Source organism: Paenibacillus sp. FSL R7-0204 (assembly GCF_038002225.1).
In the GTDB taxonomy this organism is placed as follows: domain Bacteria; phylum Bacillota; class Bacilli; order Paenibacillales; family Paenibacillaceae; genus Paenibacillus_AQ.
The window spans coordinates 4,824,668-4,843,132 of the sequence record NZ_JBBOCA010000001.1 but is presented as its reverse complement, the minus strand read 5'-3'; the positions used below and the strand labels follow the sequence as shown (position 1 = coordinate 4,843,132).

General features: G+C 54.3%; 13 protein-coding genes. 10 read left to right on the top strand and 3 right to left on the bottom strand.

What is annotated here, in order from left to right; genetic code table 11:
• Positions 1-494 precede the first annotated feature (494 nt).
• Positions 495-1,850 carry a hypothetical protein gene (locus MKX42_RS21535; protein WP_340754464.1) on the top strand — a complete coding sequence of 452 codons (1,356 nt, stop codon included), beginning with the start codon at positions 495-497 and terminating at the stop codon, positions 1,848-1,850.
• Between the two features lie 3 nt (positions 1,851-1,853).
• Here the strand turns inward: MKX42_RS21535 and MKX42_RS21530 are convergent, their stop codons facing one another.
• From MKX42_RS21530 to MKX42_RS21520, 3 genes are read right to left on the bottom strand one after another with little or no spacing between them, the layout of a single operon-like run.
• Positions 1,854-2,816, bottom strand: coding sequence for a sugar ABC transporter substrate-binding protein (locus tag MKX42_RS21530; protein ID WP_340754463.1), 963 nt, complete (start codon positions 2,814-2,816; stop codon positions 1,854-1,856).
• Positions 2,813-4,411: a response regulator transcription factor gene (locus MKX42_RS21525; RefSeq protein WP_340754462.1), complete on the bottom strand. Its 1,599-nt coding sequence runs from the start codon at positions 4,409-4,411 to the stop codon at positions 2,813-2,815. The genes MKX42_RS21530 and MKX42_RS21525 overlap by 4 nt, the downstream gene beginning before the upstream one ends.
• A gap of 2 nt (positions 4,412-4,413) precedes the next feature.
• Positions 4,414-6,216: a cache domain-containing sensor histidine kinase gene (locus MKX42_RS21520; RefSeq protein ID WP_340754460.1), complete on the bottom strand. Its 1,803-nt coding sequence runs from the start codon at positions 6,214-6,216 to the stop codon at positions 4,414-4,416.
• Positions 6,217-6,485: 269 nt separating this feature from the next.
• Here MKX42_RS21520 and MKX42_RS21515 point away from each other — a divergent pair, with 269 nt between their 5' ends.
• From MKX42_RS21515 to MKX42_RS21475, 9 genes are all read left to right on the top strand, one after another.
• Positions 6,486-7,526 carry an ABC transporter substrate-binding protein gene (locus tag MKX42_RS21515; protein WP_036729933.1) on the top strand — a complete coding sequence of 347 codons (1,041 nt, stop codon included), beginning with the start codon at positions 6,486-6,488 and terminating at the stop codon, positions 7,524-7,526.
• Between the two features lie 304 nt (positions 7,527-7,830).
• The gene (locus tag MKX42_RS21510; protein ID WP_340754458.1) at positions 7,831-9,342 is read left to right on the top strand and encodes a sugar ABC transporter ATP-binding protein; all 1,512 of its coding nucleotides are present in this window, start codon (positions 7,831-7,833) and stop codon (positions 9,340-9,342) included.
• A 7-nt stretch (positions 9,343-9,349) separates the two neighbouring features.
• Positions 9,350-10,390 carry an ABC transporter permease gene (locus tag MKX42_RS21505; RefSeq protein WP_340754456.1) on the top strand — a complete coding sequence of 347 codons (1,041 nt, stop codon included), beginning with the start codon at positions 9,350-9,352 and terminating at the stop codon, positions 10,388-10,390.
• A complete protein-coding gene (yjfF, locus tag MKX42_RS21500) occupies positions 10,380-11,348 on the top strand; it encodes a galactofuranose ABC transporter, permease protein YjfF (RefSeq protein WP_340754454.1) in 969 nt (322 codons plus the stop codon). The genes MKX42_RS21505 and yjfF overlap by 11 nt, the downstream gene beginning before the upstream one ends.
• A gap of 184 nt (positions 11,349-11,532) precedes the next feature.
• Positions 11,533-12,594, top strand: a complete 1,062-nt coding sequence (locus MKX42_RS21495) for an ABC transporter substrate-binding protein (protein ID WP_340754451.1) — start codon at positions 11,533-11,535, stop codon at positions 12,592-12,594.
• A 202-nt stretch (positions 12,595-12,796) separates the two neighbouring features.
• The gene (locus MKX42_RS21490) at positions 12,797-14,716 is read left to right on the top strand and encodes a carbohydrate-binding protein (RefSeq protein WP_340754449.1); all 1,920 of its coding nucleotides are present in this window, start codon (positions 12,797-12,799) and stop codon (positions 14,714-14,716) included.
• 29 nt (positions 14,717-14,745) lie between these two features.
• A complete protein-coding gene (locus MKX42_RS21485; protein WP_340754447.1) occupies positions 14,746-16,308 on the top strand; it encodes a glycoside hydrolase family 43 protein in 1,563 nt (520 codons plus the stop codon).
• A gap of 44 nt (positions 16,309-16,352) precedes the next feature.
• The gene (locus MKX42_RS21480) at positions 16,353-17,441 is read left to right on the top strand and encodes an endo-1,4-beta-xylanase (RefSeq protein ID WP_340754445.1); all 1,089 of its coding nucleotides are present in this window, start codon (positions 16,353-16,355) and stop codon (positions 17,439-17,441) included.
• A gap of 283 nt (positions 17,442-17,724) precedes the next feature.
• A complete protein-coding gene (locus tag MKX42_RS21475) occupies positions 17,725-18,447 on the top strand; it encodes a hypothetical protein (RefSeq protein ID WP_340754444.1) in 723 nt (240 codons plus the stop codon).
• Positions 18,448-18,465 lie beyond the last annotated feature (18 nt).

Sequence of the window (18,465 nt, the reverse complement as noted above, 5' to 3'; positions counted from 1 at the left end):
GCACACAACCCGCACATCACTGACCAGTGTCATATTTCAGGGTACCTTCCCACAGAACGAACCCAGATACTAATGATCCCGGAAACAGGAGGCTAACAAGAACGGAATTAGTTGGATAATGTACACTTGCTGATGAACCAATAGACTCTATTACAATAGCAGTTGGAAAAAATACACTTAATTTATCCCATTTCATCCAAAGTAGCGAAACTGGAAAAATTAGATGCTGTTTATCCACTTGCTTCCGGACATTTCACGGAAACCGGCGAATTAAGATACACTTTTCCATTTGTTTACTGCTTGAATTACTCAACTATTCATCCTCTCTAATACATAGCATCCCGCATCCCGCAACTCTGGGTCTTCCCGCCCAGCCCAGCCGCTACGCGTTTACCTTGCTGTTATACCAGAAGTACTAATATTTCCTGTACAGCTTCTTTTTTACAAATAATTAGTTTATCATTGCTTCATTCCAAAGATTAGGAGGATTTACTATGCGTGGAGTAATAAAACATATAAGCCGATTGTGTGCGGGGGTTATGCTGCTGGGTGCTGTATCATATCCAGGAGGGGAGCAGGTACTGGCTTCGCCTGTCCAGAGTGGACAGGTTACCGGGTCAGAGGCTGCAGCTTCGGCTGCTGTGGACGTCAGTTCTTCCATTACAGTGCTGGGCAGCCCGTTCAAGAAAGCGGCTTACGCGCGTAATGTCTGGGACATGCAGCTTTTTGGCGGCAAAATCTATCTGGGCCACGGCAACAGCAGCAACAATGCGCCTTCGCCCAATGCGGGGCCGGTTCCAATCTATTACTGGGATCTTGCCCAGAATAAATTCTCTGTCCAGGACGTTACGTATACGAACCCGGCGACAGGCAAGGTGACCACCAATGTCTATGTCATGGATGAGCAGATCGATACCTTCAAGGTGCTGAACGGGGAGCTGTATATTCCCGGGCATGACTCCAGAGTACCGGGGTGGGCTTACGGGAATTTTTATCGGCTGAACGGAGATCACTGGGATCAATACATGAACATTCCCGGAGGTATCCATGTGTACGACATGGCGTACTACAAAGGCAAGCTCTACGCAGCACTGGGTGCTAACGAAGGGCCTCTGATTTACGTGTCTTCGAACAGGGGAGCAACCTGGACCCGCTTCGGCTTGGTCTCCCAGTACGGTATTATGCGTGCTTACAATCTGTTCGAGCTTGGCGACACACTGTTCGCTTCCTCGGCTACGGCAGGGAAGACCCAGGGAATTGCAAATGAGAAGGGGTATATGACCTCCATCAAGCAGAACACCAGCGGGGGGATTCAGACGTCCAAGCTGACTTTTACCAGTACCCAGTTGTTCCCGGGGCTCAGCTTCGTTATCAAAGCGGGTGAAGTGAATGTTCCCGGTGTCAGCGGCCAGCCATGGCTGAAGCTCCTGCGTACGACCCCGGTGAACGACCGGCTGCTCTATATTGCAGGGGTGATCTATAACGATCATCAAGCTATCCCCCAGGGACTGTTCTCGGCCGGGACTAACTTCCAGAATGTGCGCAAGGAACAGTTGCCTGACTCTGCTGTAGTGCCAATGGATATTCTGGAGCGCGGGGAGACGGTATATGTGCTCGGTTACGTGAAGGAAGCCTCAGGACAATATATGAATGTTGTTTACCGCAAAAATGCTGCCAGCTTCGCAGCCGCCGGGGAAGACTGGAGTGAAGTCTTCCGCTTCAGCCGGGATACATTCGCCCGTTCCTTCGAGGAACAGGGTGGCGATTTCTATTTCGGACTGGGGAGTTATGCGGATGTCATTCCGGCTTCCACCGGCACGATTCTGAAGCTGAGCGCCGGAGATTATTAAAGGCTACTCCCCGATAATCGCAATATCCGTGTTGATCCATTTGGCTGTGTCTAAGCCTTTGGCCTGCAGAAGCAGCGTGTTGATGATATCCTCGCCCCAGTTTTGCTCGTTCTGTGAGATCACCCGGGTAATCTGGCCGTTATCCAGCGCCTGCTGCAAGGCAGGGGTGAGGCCGAGGGCGAGGTTATAACGCTTCAGACCCTTGGCCTTCCAGACCAGGACAGAGCTGGTGCTGGAGACAAAATCCAGATTGACCAGCGCGCTGAAATGGGGATGGTCTGAGATCATCTGCTCCAGCTGCCCGGCAGCCCGCTCCTCACTGCCGTCATTGTGGCGGATCTCCAGTACATCGATGTCTGTATGCTGAGTCAGGTAAGCCTCAAGTCCAAGCAGACGTTCCCGGGTGCTCTGCATCCGGGACATCCCGGACTCCACCAGAATCATTCCTTTGCCGCTTAGCAGACGTTCCACCGTCTGTCCCATCACTGTGCCGGTTGCCCGGTTATCCGCCCCGATATAGGCTGCTCTCCGGCTGGCAGGTGAATCCGATTCGAAGCAGACCACGGGTATCCCTTGGGCGGCCGCTTTGTTAATCATGGCGGTGATTGCCTGCGAATCCACCGGTGCAATCGCAATGCCGTCTACCCCCCGCTTAATCATCATCTCCATGATGCGGATCTGCTGCTCCAGATTGGCTTCATCGGGAGCTTGCACCAGCAGCTCCACGTTATGCTTCCGGGCTACTTCTTCCGCTTTTCCGGTGATCATCTCGTAAGTGGCATTCACCATAGGGTAGATAATGCCGAAGGTCAGCGGAGGTTCTTCACTCGTGCTTGACGGGGAATCTCCCGCGCCTATCGGAGGAGTATCCGTTGCTCCGGCAGCCTTAAGACAGCCGCCAAGCAGGAAGCCTGCCGTCAGCAGCAGGAGAACCACGGACCATCCCCGAAGCCTGTTAACACTCACGCATTTCCCGCCCCTCTGCGGAACGTTTGCAGCTGCTCCCCGGTATTTCCCTGCCTGCGGAATTCCATGGGCGTCATCCCCGTTACTTTTTTGAACAGGTTGGAGAAATAATGCTGATCGTTATAGCCGACCAGATAAGCGATTTCAAAGGTTTTGTGCCCCGTGGATTTCAGCAGCTCCTTGGCCCGGTCCATACGTGTAGCCGTCAGGAATTCCGTGATGGTCTGCCCGGTCGCCTGACTGAAGGTCTTGCTCAGATGGCTGGGACTGACCCTGACCACTTTGGAGATGTCATTCAGGGAGAGCTGCTCCTTGTCGTATTGCTCAAGGATATATTGCTTCACCCGGTCAATCAGCTCACGGTGCTTGTCTGCTCCTTCGGAACGCCATTCCCATAGCCGCTCGTATAACTGTTTGAGATACTGAAGGCCATCGTCACTACTGGAGATTTGCTTCAGCTGTGTCTGCAATTCTTGGAGTATGCCGGCGTGGCCCGCAGCTGCACGGAATCCGTTCTTCGCCGTCTGGACCAGCTCCAGGGTGATATCGTTCATCAGGTAACAGGCATATCCTGAGTTCCAGTTCATTTGCTCAAGCTCCTTGGACAGCTCCAGCAGGAAGCCGGACATCTGCCTGTGGTCGCCTGACTTCAGGAACTGGACCAGCCGGCTTCTGTCGAGCAGAACCCCATGGGCGCTAGGGTCATAATACGCCTCAAGCATGGCGGTGGAATGCATTCTGGACATCTGCTTGAACATCCGGTCATTCTCGGCCTCCAGATAGGAGAGGTGGATGCCCTGAAGACGTTCGCAGACCTTGCCCCGGCTGACGGACAGCTCCAGCCCGCAGCTTTCCCTTAGACGATGCTTCGCAGCCGCGCACAGGTCATCCAGAGTCTGGTTCATCTGGACCGGATCACTGCCTTTATAGATCAGGACCATCTCTGTGCGGCTGCGTTTGTAAATGAAGCTGTCAATCGCCTCCTTCAGCAGACCCGCTAACAGCGCCTCTGCATCTGGTGAAGCGGGGGGAGGCTCCGGAGACTGCTCCATATTCTGCGGTTGCAGAGTAAATATAGCGGCGGCGTAGTAAGGAGCTGTTAACTGCAGCTCAAGCTGTGCCGCCGCTTCGTAGGCGGCAGCGGTGCTGATCAGGCCTCCGCACAGATCCGCGAACAGATTCTCGGGGGTGTAGGCATATTTGTGCCTGATTCTTAGTTCCTCGTCAATTCTGGCGCTGACGCTACGCAGGAGCTGTAGCAGGTCGGCTGCGCTGAACGGCTTCAGGCAGTAGTCCTCCACCCCCAGACGCAGCGCCTTCTGGGCATACTGGAAGTCATCATGGCCGCTGAGAATGATGATTTTGATCTGCGGGAATTTCTGGCGGACGACAGAGGTAAGCTCCAGGCCGTTCATGAACGGCATCTTGATATCGGTAATCAGAATGTCGGGCAGCTGCGCTTCAATGATAGGGAGCGCCAGCTCCCCATCGGGAGCGTCACCGCAATAGAGGAAGCCCTCCTTCTCCCAATCGATGCATTCCCGGATATTCTCGCGGATCAGGATCTCGTCATCCACCAGCATAATCTTCTTCATCACTAGACCCCCCTGTTCTTGGGTATGCGAACCGTAATCTGTGTGCCATAGCCTTCCGTGCTGTCCAGACGGATACCATATTCGGGCCCAAAATACAGCCGCAGCCGCTGATGCACATTCTGCAGGCCGAAGCCGCCCTGGCCGGTGTCCTCGGGTTCCTCCGACTGGATGGGTTGCTCAACCGATTCCCGCAGCGCCGCAAGCCGCCCGTCGGGAATGCCGATGCCATTGTCCGACACCGTAAGCATAATGGTGCCGCCGTCGGTGTACCCGCCTATGCGGATCAGTCCCTTGCCCCGCTTATTCTTAATTCCGTGATAGAGGGCGTTCTCAACCAGCGGCTGCAGGGTCATATTCAGAATCGGATACTCCTGCAGCTCCTCCGCCACCTCCACCTTGAACTCCAGGATGTCGTGGTAGCGCATCTGCTGAATAATCAGATAGCTCTGCACATGGGCAAGCTCGGAGCGGATCTGTACCCAGTCGCGCCCGTTGTTGAGGCTAAGCCGGAAGAACGCGGATAACGCCTTCACCAGCCTGATCACGCCATCGTGATTCCCCGCTTCTGCCATCCAGACAATAGAATCCAGCGTGTTATATAGAAAATGAGGGTTAATCTGCGCCTGAAGCGTCCGCAGCTCCGCCTTTTGCAGCTGCTGCTGTTTACGGATGCTCTGGGCCAGCAGCTCTTTGATCTGCTCGACCATGATGTTGAAGCTCTGCCCGAGATCGGCGATCTCATCGGTACCGTCCGGCTTGACTTTGGCTTCCAGATAGCCACTTGCGGTCAGGCGCATCTTGTGCTGGAGCAGCTGGATGGGCCGGGTTAGCCGCCGGGTCAGCAGATAATGGAGCGTGATTGCAAAAATAATGCTTAAGCCCACGCTGATAATAATCAGCTGCCTGATCCGGTTCGCCTCGGCCACAATCTCCTGCAGCGGGGCTATGCCGATAATCGTCCAGCCTGTCGCCAGCGACGAGGTATGGACGATGAACCGGGGCGGTCCGCCCGTCTGAAGCACGAAGCTGCCGCTTCTGCCCCGTTCCCCCGCAGGAATCAGGTTGTCCTGAATAACGGCCAGCTCCCCCGCCCGCACAGGAGGGACATAGAGGGGATTGTTCTGCTCGTCCAGCAGGTAGAAGAATCCGGTAGTGCCGATCGTCACCTTGTCGCAGAACTCTTTAATGAAGGAATCGTTCAGATCCACAATGATATAGCCAATGACCTCATGTGTAATCCGCTGCTTGACCGCCTTCATAATCGAGATCACGCCCTCATCCCCGTAGGTGAAGCCGTCTACCCGGTCATAGCCGGTAATCAGCGGTGGAGGCACCCGGAGGATCAGCTCCGGATTCTGGGATAATGCCTGAAAATGCGGATTGCGCAGCGGGTTGCTGGCCGACTGGAAGATTCCCCGGCGCTCGCTGATGCCTTTGCCGTACAGATTAATCAGGCTGATGTTGAGCACATTCTCATACTTGTAGGTGTCCCGGTAGAGGGTGAAGGTCTGCAGAATGTCCTTGGCCTCCTGATAGGTCTCCGACTGTGAGAACAGAAAGTGGATGACCTGAGGATTATTGCTAAGCTCCAGCAGACGCTCGGTATCCTTGAACAGGTTGTCCATATTCGTTCCCAGCATATCGGCCTGAAGCATGCTTGAAGCCTTGCTGTGACTGGAAATGGATTGGTAGGATTTCTGGTAGGAAATGAGGCCGACGGCAATCAGCGGTATGGTGGACAGCACTATGAACAAAGCCAGCAGTTTGGCTCTAAGACTGGAGGAGATCCAGCGTGTAATCCGCATTATCGGGAATTCCCTTTCACAAGTAGAGTAGATGCCGGTCCTAACTCTATTTTATAACAAATATTGGAATACCGAAACAAAAAAGAAAGCGCAAACAAAATATCCACCTTTTGAATAAAAAAGTACACCAAAATACCTATTCGGAGGGAATAAACCCAAAATTAGAAAGTAAACGCCAAAGGCTGCCCGTATAATGCTCTTCTGTAAGCGTTCTATAATGGGCACAACACCGGAACAAGGTGAACGTCAAGGGGGAGGAATAAGGAGATATGAAGAAGCTTGGAAAAGTGGGGGCTGTGCTGGCCCTGACCCTGTCCATGACCCTGTTAGGGGCATGCAGCAGCAATAACGGCGGGAACACGGCGGCGGATGCGGGTAAGACAGACAGTGCAGCAACGAAGGCGCCGGCGGCAAATGCCACCAAAGAGGCCAAGGACATCACGCTCGGCTTCTCACAGGTTGGGGCGGAGAGCGGCTGGCGCAGCGCGAATACGAAGTCCATTCAGGATTCAGCCAAGGAAGCAGGCTACACGCTGAAATTCTCGGATGCCCAGCAGAAGCAGGAGAATCAGATTAAGGCACTGCGTTCTTTTATCCAGCAAAAGGTCGATGTCATCTCCTTCTCTCCGGTAGTAGAATCCGGCTGGGATACGGTGCTGAAGGAGGCTAAGGCTGCGGGCATCCCGGTTGTTCTGACAGACCGTGCGGTGGATTCCAAGGATACCTCACTGTATGTTACCTTCCTGGGCTCCGATTTCGTGGAAGAAGGCCGCAAGGCAGGGAAGTGGCTGACCGAGCAGTATAAGGATGCCTCAGAGGACGTTAATATTGTGGAGCTGCAGGGAACTACAGGCTCTGCTCCGGCCAATGACCGGATGGCAGGCTTCGCTGAGACCATTAAGGATAACCCGCACCTCAAGGTCATTGCTTCACAGACCGGCGACTTCACCCGCGCCAAGGGCAAGGAAGTCATGCAGGCCTTCCTGAAGGCCAATAAGGATATCGATGTGCTGTATGCCCATAACGACGATATGGCGCTGGGGGCGATTCAGGCGATTGAAGCAGCAGGCCTGAAGCCGGGCCAGGATATCAAGATCATCTCTGTCGATGCCGTGAAGGACGGCATGCAGGCAGCCAGTGAAGGTAAAATCAACTTCATCGTTGAGTGCAACCCGCTGCTTGGACCTCAGCTGATGCAGGTAGTTAAAGATGTGGTCGACGGCAAGCCGGTAGAGGCCCGGATCGTGACCGAGGAGACCACCTTCACTTCCGAGCAGGCCAAGGAAGCTTTGCCTAGCCGCCAGTATTAAATACTATATAAGACACACTAAAGAAATTAACGAAAAGCAAAAAGAAGCGGAGGGGAAATTTGGAACTGGAGGAGCGGCAGCGTCCGCCTTTGTCAACGGATTTCAACCGCGAAGAGCGGATTAAATCAAGAAATCTGTTGACAACAGCGGCCGGAAGTCCAAATGTTCACCGCAGTGACGACCAAGCTTCGAGTTCAAACCTTAAGTGCGTTTTATATAGCAGTAAGTCGGGTAGAAAACTTGCTCCGGCGGTCCTTGAACCGCCGGAGCGGTTGTCTATGGAGAATAAGGAGCGGATATAGCTATGAGCACACAGCAGCCCATACTGCAAATGACCCGGATACATAAACGGTTTCCGGGGGTGAAAGCCCTGACAGATGTGAGTCTGCGCCTGTTCCCCGGCGAGGTGCATGCCTTGATGGGCGAGAATGGCGCCGGTAAATCCACCTTGATCAAGGTGCTGACCGGCGTCTATTCAATTGATGAAGGCCTTGTGGAAATGGAGGGCACAGCCATCTCCATGCGCAGCCCGCAGGAATCGCAGGCTGCGGGCATCAGCACCGTGTATCAGGAGGTGAATCTGTGCCCCAACCTGACCGTGGCCGAGAATATTTTCATCGGCCGGGAGCCGCGGCGGTTCGGCTGCATCCAGTGGAAGCAGATGAACCTGCGGGCCGCGGAGCTGCTCCGGGAACGGATGAATCTGAACATTGACGTCACTCTTCCCCTGCAGAGCTACTCTGTTGCAGTTCAGCAATTGGTTGCCATAGCCAGAGCGCTGAATATCTCGGCGAAGGTGCTGATTCTGGATGAGCCGACCTCAAGCCTGGATCAGAACGAAGTGGATCAGCTGTTCCGTATTATGAGGAAGCTTCAGCAGGAGGGGCTGTCGATCCTGTTTGTGACGCATTTTCTGGACCAGATGTATGAAATCTCCGACCGGGTCACTATTCTGCGCGGCGGCGAGCTGGTCGGTGAATACATGGCGAACGAGCTAAGCCGCCTGGATCTCGTACTCAAAATGATCGGCAAGGAGCTTCATCTGCTGGATGAGCTGCCAACGCTTGCGGCACAGGACAAGAACAGCCTGGGCGATGAGCTGCTGAGGGCGGAAGGGCTGGGCCGCCGGGGCGGGATCGAGCCGTTCGACCTGAATATCCGTAAGGGAGAGGTCGTCGGACTGGCCGGGCTGCTGGGTTCCGGGCGGACGGAGGCGGCACGCCTGTTGTTCGGTGCCGACAAGCCGGACTTCGGGCAAGTGATCCTGCCGTCAACTGGCGGCGGGGTGCACTCTCCCCGGGAAGCCATAGGACGGCGGATCGCTTTCTGCTCGGAGAACCGCAAGACCGAGGGGATCATCGGCGATCTGACGGTAAGAGAGAACATTATTCTGGCGCTCCAGGCCAAGGATGGAATGTTCAAGACGATCTCGCGTGGGCGGCAGGAGCAGCTGGCCGGAGAATACATCCGCATGCTGAATATCAATCCTCCCAGCCCGGATCACCTGATCAAGAATCTCAGCGGCGGCAATCAGCAGAAGGTGCTGCTGGCCCGCTGGCTGCTGACGGAGCCGGAGTTGTTCATCCTCGATGAGCCGACGCGGGGGATAGACATCGGAGCCAAAGCAGAGATTCAGAAGCTGGTGCTGACGCTCTCCCGGCAGGGAATGTCGTTCCTGTTCATCTCCTCGGAGCTGGAGGAGGTGCTGCGGGTCAGCGACCGGATCGCCATTCTGCGCGACCGCCGCAAGGTGAAGGAAATATCAGAGAAAGACATGAGCCAGCAGCAGATTATGCAGGCGATTGCGGGAGGCTGAACCAATCATGAGCGTAGTAATGAAGCATCATTTATTCTGGCCGCTGTGCGTACTGGCTGCGCTGCTGCTGTTCAACCTGTGTTATTCGCCGGATTTCTTCTCCATCACCGTCCATGACGGGCATTTATACGGCAGCTTGATCGATATACTGAACTTCGGTGCCCCGCTGATCCTCGTAGCTATCGGAATGACGCTGGTAGTCGCTACCAAGGGGATCGACCTGTCGGTCGGTTCCATAGTAGCCATCTCGGGCGCTATCGCATGCTTGAGTATCAGCAGGGGAGCGGATCAGAACAGTATGGGGCTGATCCTGACCTCAGTGCTGCTGGCCGCAGGCCTGTCCCTGATGCTGGGAGCCTGGAACGGACTGCTGGTCTCCGGGGCCGGGATTCAGCCGATTATTGCCACGCTGATTCTGATGGTTGCGGGAAGGGGTATCGCCCAGCTCATTACCGGCGGACAGATTATTACGGTAACCAGCACTAAGTATGCGTATATCGGGTCCGGTTCACTTGCTGCGCTGCCCTTCTCTATTTTTGTCGTAGCGCTGGTTCTGGTGATTGCCCTGCTGCTTACCCGGCGGACGGCCCTCGGCCTGTTCATCGAATCGGTGGGCTGTAATCCGGCCGCCAGCAAGATGTCCGGCATCCGTGCCCACTTAGTTATACTGGCCGTCTATGTGTTCTGCGGGCTATGCGCCGGCATCGCCGGCCTGCTGCTCAGCTCGAATGTCTCCAGCGCTGACGGCAACAATGCCGGTCTCTGGTATGAGCTGGACGCTATTCTGGCTGTGGTCATCGGCGGGACGTCGCTCAACGGCGGCCGTTTCTATCTGACCGGTACTGTGATCGGAGCGCTGATCATCCAGACGCTGACCACCACCATCTATATGATCGGCGTCCCGCCGGAGATTACGCTGGTTGTTAAGGCCTGTGTCGTCCTGGCCGTCTGCCTGATCCAGTCTGACACCTTCCGCGCCGCGGTTGCCGCCCGCTGGAAGTCGCGGCATTACCCCGCTGAGAAGGAGATGAGCCGTCATGTCTCTTAACCGCAAGTATATTCCGATTGTTGTCACCATTCTGCTCTTCATCGTCATGTTCACCGCCGGTTCTTTCCGGTACACCGGCTTCTTCTCCCTTCAGGTGCTGATGAATCTGCTGGTTGACAATGCCTTTCTGCTAATCACGGCGGTGGGCATGTCGTTCGTTATTCTGTCTGGCGGCATCGATCTGTCGGTCGGCTCTGTGATTGCGTTATCCACAATGGTCTCGGCGAGCCTCGTGCAGCAGCAGGGCTGGCCGCCCGCCGTGGTCATCCCGCTGGTACTCCTGATGGGCGCTGTATTTGGCACGATTATGGGAGCGATTATCCATTATTTCGCCATCCAGCCATTCATCGTCACACTGGCCGGAATGTTCCTGGCCCGGGGCTTATGCTATGTCATCAGCATCGATACCATTACTATCGATAATACCTTCTATACCGCCATGGCCCAGACTCGGATTCCACTGCCGGGCGGCAGCTTCCTGTCCATCAGCGCTGTTATCGCTATACTTGTCGTAGCAGTTGCTATCTTCACGGCTCACTATACCCGGTTCGGACGCAATGTGTATGCACTTGGTGGCAGTGAGCAGTCAGCGCTGCTGATGGGGCTGCCCGTGGCGAGAACCAAGGTGCTGGTCTATACGCTTAGCGGGCTATGCTCGGCGCTGGCAGGTGTGGTGTTCACCTTTTATATGCTGTCGGGTTACGGGCTGCATGCCGTTGGCTTCGAGCTGGACACCATTGCAGCGGTCGTCATTGGCGGCACACTGCTGACCGGAGGGGTCGGATATGTGCTGGGTACCTTCTTCGGGGTACTGATTCAGGGTGTGATTCAGACGATTATCAGCTTCGAGGGCACACTCAGCTCCTGGTGGACGAAGATTGTCATCGGCCTGCTGCTGTTCATCTTCATCCTGCTGCAGCGGGTGCTAAGCTCCAGGCGGCTGACTTTAAAAGAATAAGCAGAGTGGGGAGACAAATTATACTTGTCTCCCCATTTTTTTGAAATATAATAATGTATAGGTTTCACGCTATACATTATCCTTCTATTTCTCGCCGAAACGGTACCGTCCTTTAAAAGGAAGGCAAAGCCGTTTCCACTTGCAATATAATTGTAATCGCTATCATACGGAAGGGGGGATCTGCTTGCGAACGGTAAAAGAGTGCCTGGTGCTGTTGTTCTTCGTCCTAACAATGATGCTGACAGGCGGCTGCACGGGTGGCGGGAATAACGGCGGGCAACAGGCGCTGCCAATGCAGGGGCCTTCTCCTGCGGCCCTTACAGGCCTGCTGCCATCGGCAGCGGAGATCGCCGCTGACAACAAGCCAATCGTGCTGGGCTTCTCCCAGCTCGGGTCGGAGAGTACCTGGCGGGAAGCGAACACCGCCTCGATCCGCGAAGCCGCCGGGGAGGCGGGAATTACGCTGCTGCTGAAGAACGCCGAGCAGGATCAGCAGCAGCAGTTCGAAGCCATCCGTTCTTTTATCCGCAGCGGAGTCGATGTGATTGCCATTGCGCCTGTGGTGCAGACCGGCTGGGAGCCGATTCTGCTGGAGATTAAGCAGGCCGGAATTCCGGTGATTATCCTGGACCGTTCAGTGAATGTACCGGACAGCTCGCTCTATGTCACGTTCATCGGCTCTGACTTCTATGAAGAAGGAGTGAAGGCTGCCAAGTATGTTAGGGACAAGATGCGCCATCACAACGGGGAGATCCGCATTGCCGAATTGCAGGGAACCGTAGGCTCAACGCCGTCCATCGACCGCGGGCGCGGGTTCCGCAAGATGCTTGACGATCAGCTGAACCTGCAGATTACCCTCAGTGCTCCAGCGGATTTCACGCGCAGCGGCGGTCATGAAGTGATGAAGACCTTTCTGCAGCAGCCGAAGGAGCAGTGGCCGCAGGTGCTCTATTCCCATAATGACGATATGGCAATTGGCGCGGTAGAGGCTATTAAGGAGGCCGGACTTGTGCCGGGAGAGGATATTATTATTGTGTCGGTGGACGGGACGCGGCGGGCATTCGAGCAGATGATGGCGGGCAGCATCAACGCTGTGGTCGAATGTAATCCGCTGCTCGGTCCCCTGCTCATGCAGGCCGTGAAGGAGATTATGGCTGGCCGGACTCTGCCGAAGCGGATGGTGACCCCGGAGGATATATACACCCGGGAGTTAGCCGCTATGGAGATCAACAACCGTAAATATTAAGACAAAAAACCAAAAAATTTCAACTTTTCAAACAAAAATCTACATTGTTCATTGGGCAGAAGTATATTAAGATGATCTCGAATAACAAATATTAGTAGATTCATTCAAGTAATTCAATAGGAGGGGAGGATTGTGAGCTTCCGGCATAAGTAACGCATCCGATTGAAAGGGTTTACACAAATTGTTATGGAGGAGAATGCCAATGTTCAAAAAGCTCTCGGTGCTTGCAATGACCTTTGTTTTGCTGCTGGGCTGTCTGCCTATGCTGTCTGCTCAGGCGGCAGGGAATGCCACAGCCAAACAGCCGGGAAATTCCAATCCGCTGATGGACCACAAACTGGGTGCCGATCCCTTCGCATTGACGTATAACGGAAGAGTCTATATCTATATGTCGAGTGATGCCTATGTCTATAACAGCAACGGAACCGTGAAGGATAATGATTTCAGCGCATTGAACAAAATCAATGTCATCTCTTCGGCAGATATGGTGAACTGGACAGACCATGGCGCCATCCCGGTAGCCGGAGCCAATAATGTTAACGGTTCTGCAGGTATTGCCAAATGGGCCTCGCTCTCCTGGGCGCCTTCAGCCGCCGTGAAGAAAATCAACGGACAGGACAAGTTCTTCCTGTACTTCGCCAACGGGGCATCAGGCATCGGGGTACTGACAGCCAACTCTCCGATTGGCCCATGGTCCGATCCGCTGGGCAAAGCGCTGGTGACAGGCAGTACGCCGGGAATGTCCGGGGTGACCTGGCTGTTTGACCCGGCGGTGCTGGTCGATGACGACGGCAGCGGCTACCTGTATGCGGGCGGGGGCATCCCCAACACTTCGGACCCTGCATCTGTTGCAAGTCCCAAGACAGCCCGCGTGCTGAGACTCGGTGCGGATATGACCAGCATTGTTGGAAGCGCCTCCACTATTGATGCTCCCTATATGTTCGAGGATTCGGGCATCCACAAGTACGGCGGCAAATATTATTACTCGTATTGCTTCAACTTCTCCGGTACGCACCCGGCTGCCTATCCGGCAGGTGAAATCGGGTATATGGTCAGCAACAGTCCGATGGGACCTTTTACGTACACCGGACATTTCCTGAAGAATCCTTACACCTTCTTCGGGGTAGGCGGCAACAACCACCATGCGGTATTTAACTTCAACAACCAATGGTATGTAGTCTATCACGCTCAGACTGTGGCGAAGGCTGTCCTCGGTGACGGCAAAGGCTACCGTTCTCCGCATATCAACAAGCTGGTCCATAATGCGAACGGAACCATCCAGGAGGTTCAGGGAGACATGGCGGGCATCGCCCAGATTTCCAATCTGAATCCATATAACAGAGTCGAAGCCGAGACGATCGGCTGGAACGCGGGCATTACAACGGAACGTACGCAGGCTGCGGGCGGTCCTGTCAGCAATATGAATGTGACCAATATTAACAATGGAGACTGGGTTGCCGTGGGCAATGCCGATTTCGGCTCCGGCGCTTCCAGCTTCAAGGCGAATGTGGCTTCAGCCACAGGCGGCGGGCGGATCGAAATCCGGCTCGACAGCGCAACCGGCCCGCTGGTCGGCACGCTGAATGTTCCTAATACAGGAGGAGCGCAGTCCTGGCAGGAGGTGCAGACCACGGTCAGTAATGCGACAGGGGTGCACAGGCTCTATCTGGTCTTCACCGGATCAGGTTCCGGCAATTTGTTCAACTTCGATTACTGGCAGTTCTCGACGGGCGGTGATGGCGGCACGACACCTCCTCCGGTGAGCAAGGTGGAAGCGGAGGACATGACGCTCAGCGGAACCTATGCGGGCAAGATCACTTCCCCTTTTAACGGAGTGGCGCTGTACGGGAATGATGACGCTGCTCAGTTCAATCAATATTATGCCTACGGCACGCATAACTTCTCGGTCCGGGGGGCTTCTAACAATTCCTCTACGGCGCGGGTGGATCTGCTGATCGGCGGAGTGAACGTTGGCTCCTTCAATTTCAGCGGAACAACGCCCTCGGTACAGACGTTGACCAATGTGGCCCATGCCACCGGCAATCAGGAGGTCAAGCTGGTCGTAACCACGGACAATGGAAGCTGGGATGCCTATGTGGATTATATTGAATGGAACCAGTGACGAGGGAATGGGGCGGGAGGAATGGGATTATGGCTAAAAAGGCAGGGCTGTACTTGCTGGCAATCTCGCTCATGCTCGGTATCCTGTTCAATCCGTCAACGGCTGCGGCGGCGACCTTTACCAATCCGTTCATTTATGCCGATGCCCCGGACAATGACGTCATCAGGGTAGGCAATGTGTATTACATGACCAGCACAACCATGCATATGACCCCCGGAGTCCCTATCATGAAGTCCTATGATCTGGTGAACTGGGAGATCGTGAATTATGTCTACGATACGTATGCAAACGGCGATGCACAGAATCTGAACAATGGACAGAATGAGTATGGCAAGGGCTCCTGGGCAAGCAGCCTCAGATACCATAACGGGATCTACTATGTGTCCTTCGGGTCCAATTCAACCGGCCGGACTTATATCTATCAGACTACCAATATTGAAAATGGCCCGTGGACCTCATCGGTCCTGGGCAGCTATTATCACGATGCGTCGCTGCTGTTCGACAATGGGCGTGTCTTCCTGGTGTACGGAGTTGATAATATCAGCCTGATTGAGCTGACGGCAGATGCCAAGGCCATTAAGTCCGGCGGAATCAGTCAGGTGATCATCCCGAATTCCAGCAATATTGCCGGTTCGAACTTCATTGTGAAGGCCGAAGGCGCACATATCCAGAAGATCAACGGCTATTATTATGTGTTCCTGATCTGCTGGCCTTCGGGAAGCGGACGTACCCAATTGACCTACCGCTCTACCAGCTTAACCGGAGGTTACACAGGGCAAGTGTCGCTTAACGACTCGGGCATTGCCCAGGGCGGCATCGTGGACACGCCTTCCGGCTCCTGGTACGCGATGCTCTTCAGGGATAGCGGGGCTGTCGGACGAATGCCGTATCTGGTGCCGGTAACCTGGTCCGGTAACTGGCCGGTCTTCGGAAGCGGGGGTAAAGCGCCGCGGACGCTGAACCTGCCAGCCGAAGGGTATCCGGTGAAGAAGGTGTACGCGTCAGACGAGTTCACGGCGCCTGCTTCAGGCTCAGGGCTGGCTAAGGTCTGGCAGTGGAACCACAATCCTGATAACTCGAAGTGGTCGCTGACTCAGCGCCAAGGCTTCATGCGGCTGACGACCGGCAAGGTAAACACAAGTCTGCTGGATGCCCGGAACACGCTGACCCAGCGGACGTTCGGACCGAAGAGCACAGGCGTCACGGCTCTGGAGACGGGCGGAATGAAGGACGGGGACGTTGCCGGACTGGCTGCTTTTCAGGCGAAATACGGGTTCGTAGGTGTGAAGATGTCCGGCAATTCCAAGTCCATAGTGATGGTCAATGCCAGCTCCGGGTCCATGACTCAAGTGGCGAATGTGCCGCTCAGCCAGAACAGAGTCTATCTGAAGGTGGTCTGCGATTTCACCAATCAGACGGATAAGGCGTACTTCTCCTATAGTCTGGACGGCAACAACTGGACATCCATAGGGAATACGCTGCAGATGTCTTATACGCTGCCTCACTTTATGGGTTACCGGTTTGCGTTGTTCAATTATGCGACGAAGTCAGCGGGCGGCTATGCGGATTTTGATTATCTGCGTCTGGAATAGCTTGTTTGAATTTGAACCCAATTCGAAAAAGGAGATGTATTCAATTGAAGAATAGAATCAAGAAGGTTGTGGGCGGGCTCGCCCTAGCGAGTGTTCTGCTCACCTCTGTGATGGCAGGCAATGCCAGCGCAGCAATTACCAACGGATCGAAGTTCCTGGGGAATATTATTGCAGGCAGTGCTCCCAGCAACTTCACCACTTATTGGAATCAGGTCACCCCTGAGAACGGCACCAAATGGGGAGCCATTGAAGGCAACCGCAACCAGATGAACTGGGGCAATGCGGACATGATCTATAACTATGCTATAAGCAAAAACATCCCGTTCAAGTTCCATACCCTGGTCTGGGGTAGCCAGGAGCCTAACTGGGTTGCCGGCTTACCGGCAGCGGAGCAGAAGGCGGAGATCAGCTCGTTCATTACTCAGGCAGGGCAGCGTTATTCGGCCAAGTCAGCCTTCGTGGATGTTGTCAATGAACCGCTGCATGCCAAGCCCTCGTATCGCAATGCCATCGGCGGTGACGGAAGCACCGGCTGGGATTGGGTCATCTGGTCCTTCCAGCAAGCCCGGGCAGCGTTCCCGAATTCCAAGCTGCTCATCAATGAATATGGCATTATCGGTGACCCCAGCGCGGCCGATAAGTATGTGACCATTATCAATCACCTGAAGTCCAGAGGACTGATTGACGGGATCGGCATTCAGTGCCACTACTTCAATATGGATAATGTTAGTGTGAGCACCATGAATACTGTACTGGGTAAGCTTGCTGCAACAGGCCTGCCAATCTATGTCTCCGAGCTGGATATTACCGGTGATGACAACACCCAGCTTGCCAGATACCAACAGAAATTCCCTGTGCTCTGGAACCATCCTTCCGTTAAGGGCGTAACCCTGTGGGGCTACATCCAGAATCAGACCTGGGCAGCCAATACCCATCTGGTGAATTCCAACGGTACAGAGCGCCCTGCCCTGAAGTGGCTGAAGCAATACCTGGGCGGCTCGTCAGCCCTGATGGAAACCACAGACGCCCAGGACCTCACTATCACTGACAGTGTGATCCAGCCGGAAAGTGTGGTTGAGCCAGACCTGCAACTGGATCTCCAGCCTGTGCTGGAACCCGTTCCTGCCGAATAAGCTGAAGCAGGCACGCGGTATGTATTAAAAGCATTACTTAAGGGCTGCTCCGTGGCGCACTGCGCGCCGGGAGCAGCCTTTTTTTGGTGGGATGGGCAGTGTGGAGGCGTGAGGTCCAAATGTAGGCGAAAAACCGAACACATTGTGTGTGTGCAGACGGAGCGTAAGGCAGCTTGTGATCTTCTTCTTGCGTTCGCTGACCAAAAGTGGCACACTGGTAATATATATTAAACGTGGCAAAGAATGCCCCGCTCCCTTTTATTGTAGAAGGAGGCGGGGTTTTGTGCGTTTAGGATTAATCTCATTGCTGAGCGGGGGAATTAAAGTGGGATTTACAGAAGAACATGACCAATGGTTAAGCAAGCATTTGAGACGAAGAAAGGGGGAGCGGCTCGATGCACTTAAGCGGGGGTATAGCTATGGTAACCGCTTGTTCGTTGAATGTGTGTGGTGGCCACTTACCGGACATTTTCACGGACTCCATCCGGAATATGAAGTTAAGGACTGGCGCGGCAGATCCTATTTGATCGATTTGCTTTGGGAGGTCGGTTCCTCGCGTATTGCATTTGAGATAATGGATTACGGATCGCATGGCACAGACCGGAGCAAATACCGGATGGACTTGAATCGCGGTCTCTTCCTGCAATCACAGGACTACACGGTTCTCTATATCTCGCTGGATGAGATGAAAGAGAATCCGTCTTTTGTCCTCTACACACTGCGGAACGTTCTGTCTTCTTGTTTGTTGGCAGGAACTGCTAATAGAAGCACAGAGAAGTCCTATTCCAGAATTGAACGAGATTTGATGAGGTTAGCTATCCGTAACTATCGTGTCCTTCGTCCCGTTGATGCAGCGAGAGAGCTTGAGTTACATTACACGACAATTATCAAGTACAGCCGTATGCTGGTGGATAAGGGGAAATTCCGTCCTGTAGCTAGAGGGACATCTCCACGAGTTACATACTACGAGTACATAGGTACCATTCAAAGCCCGGATCTGGTCTGATAAACAGTGTCACCTGCA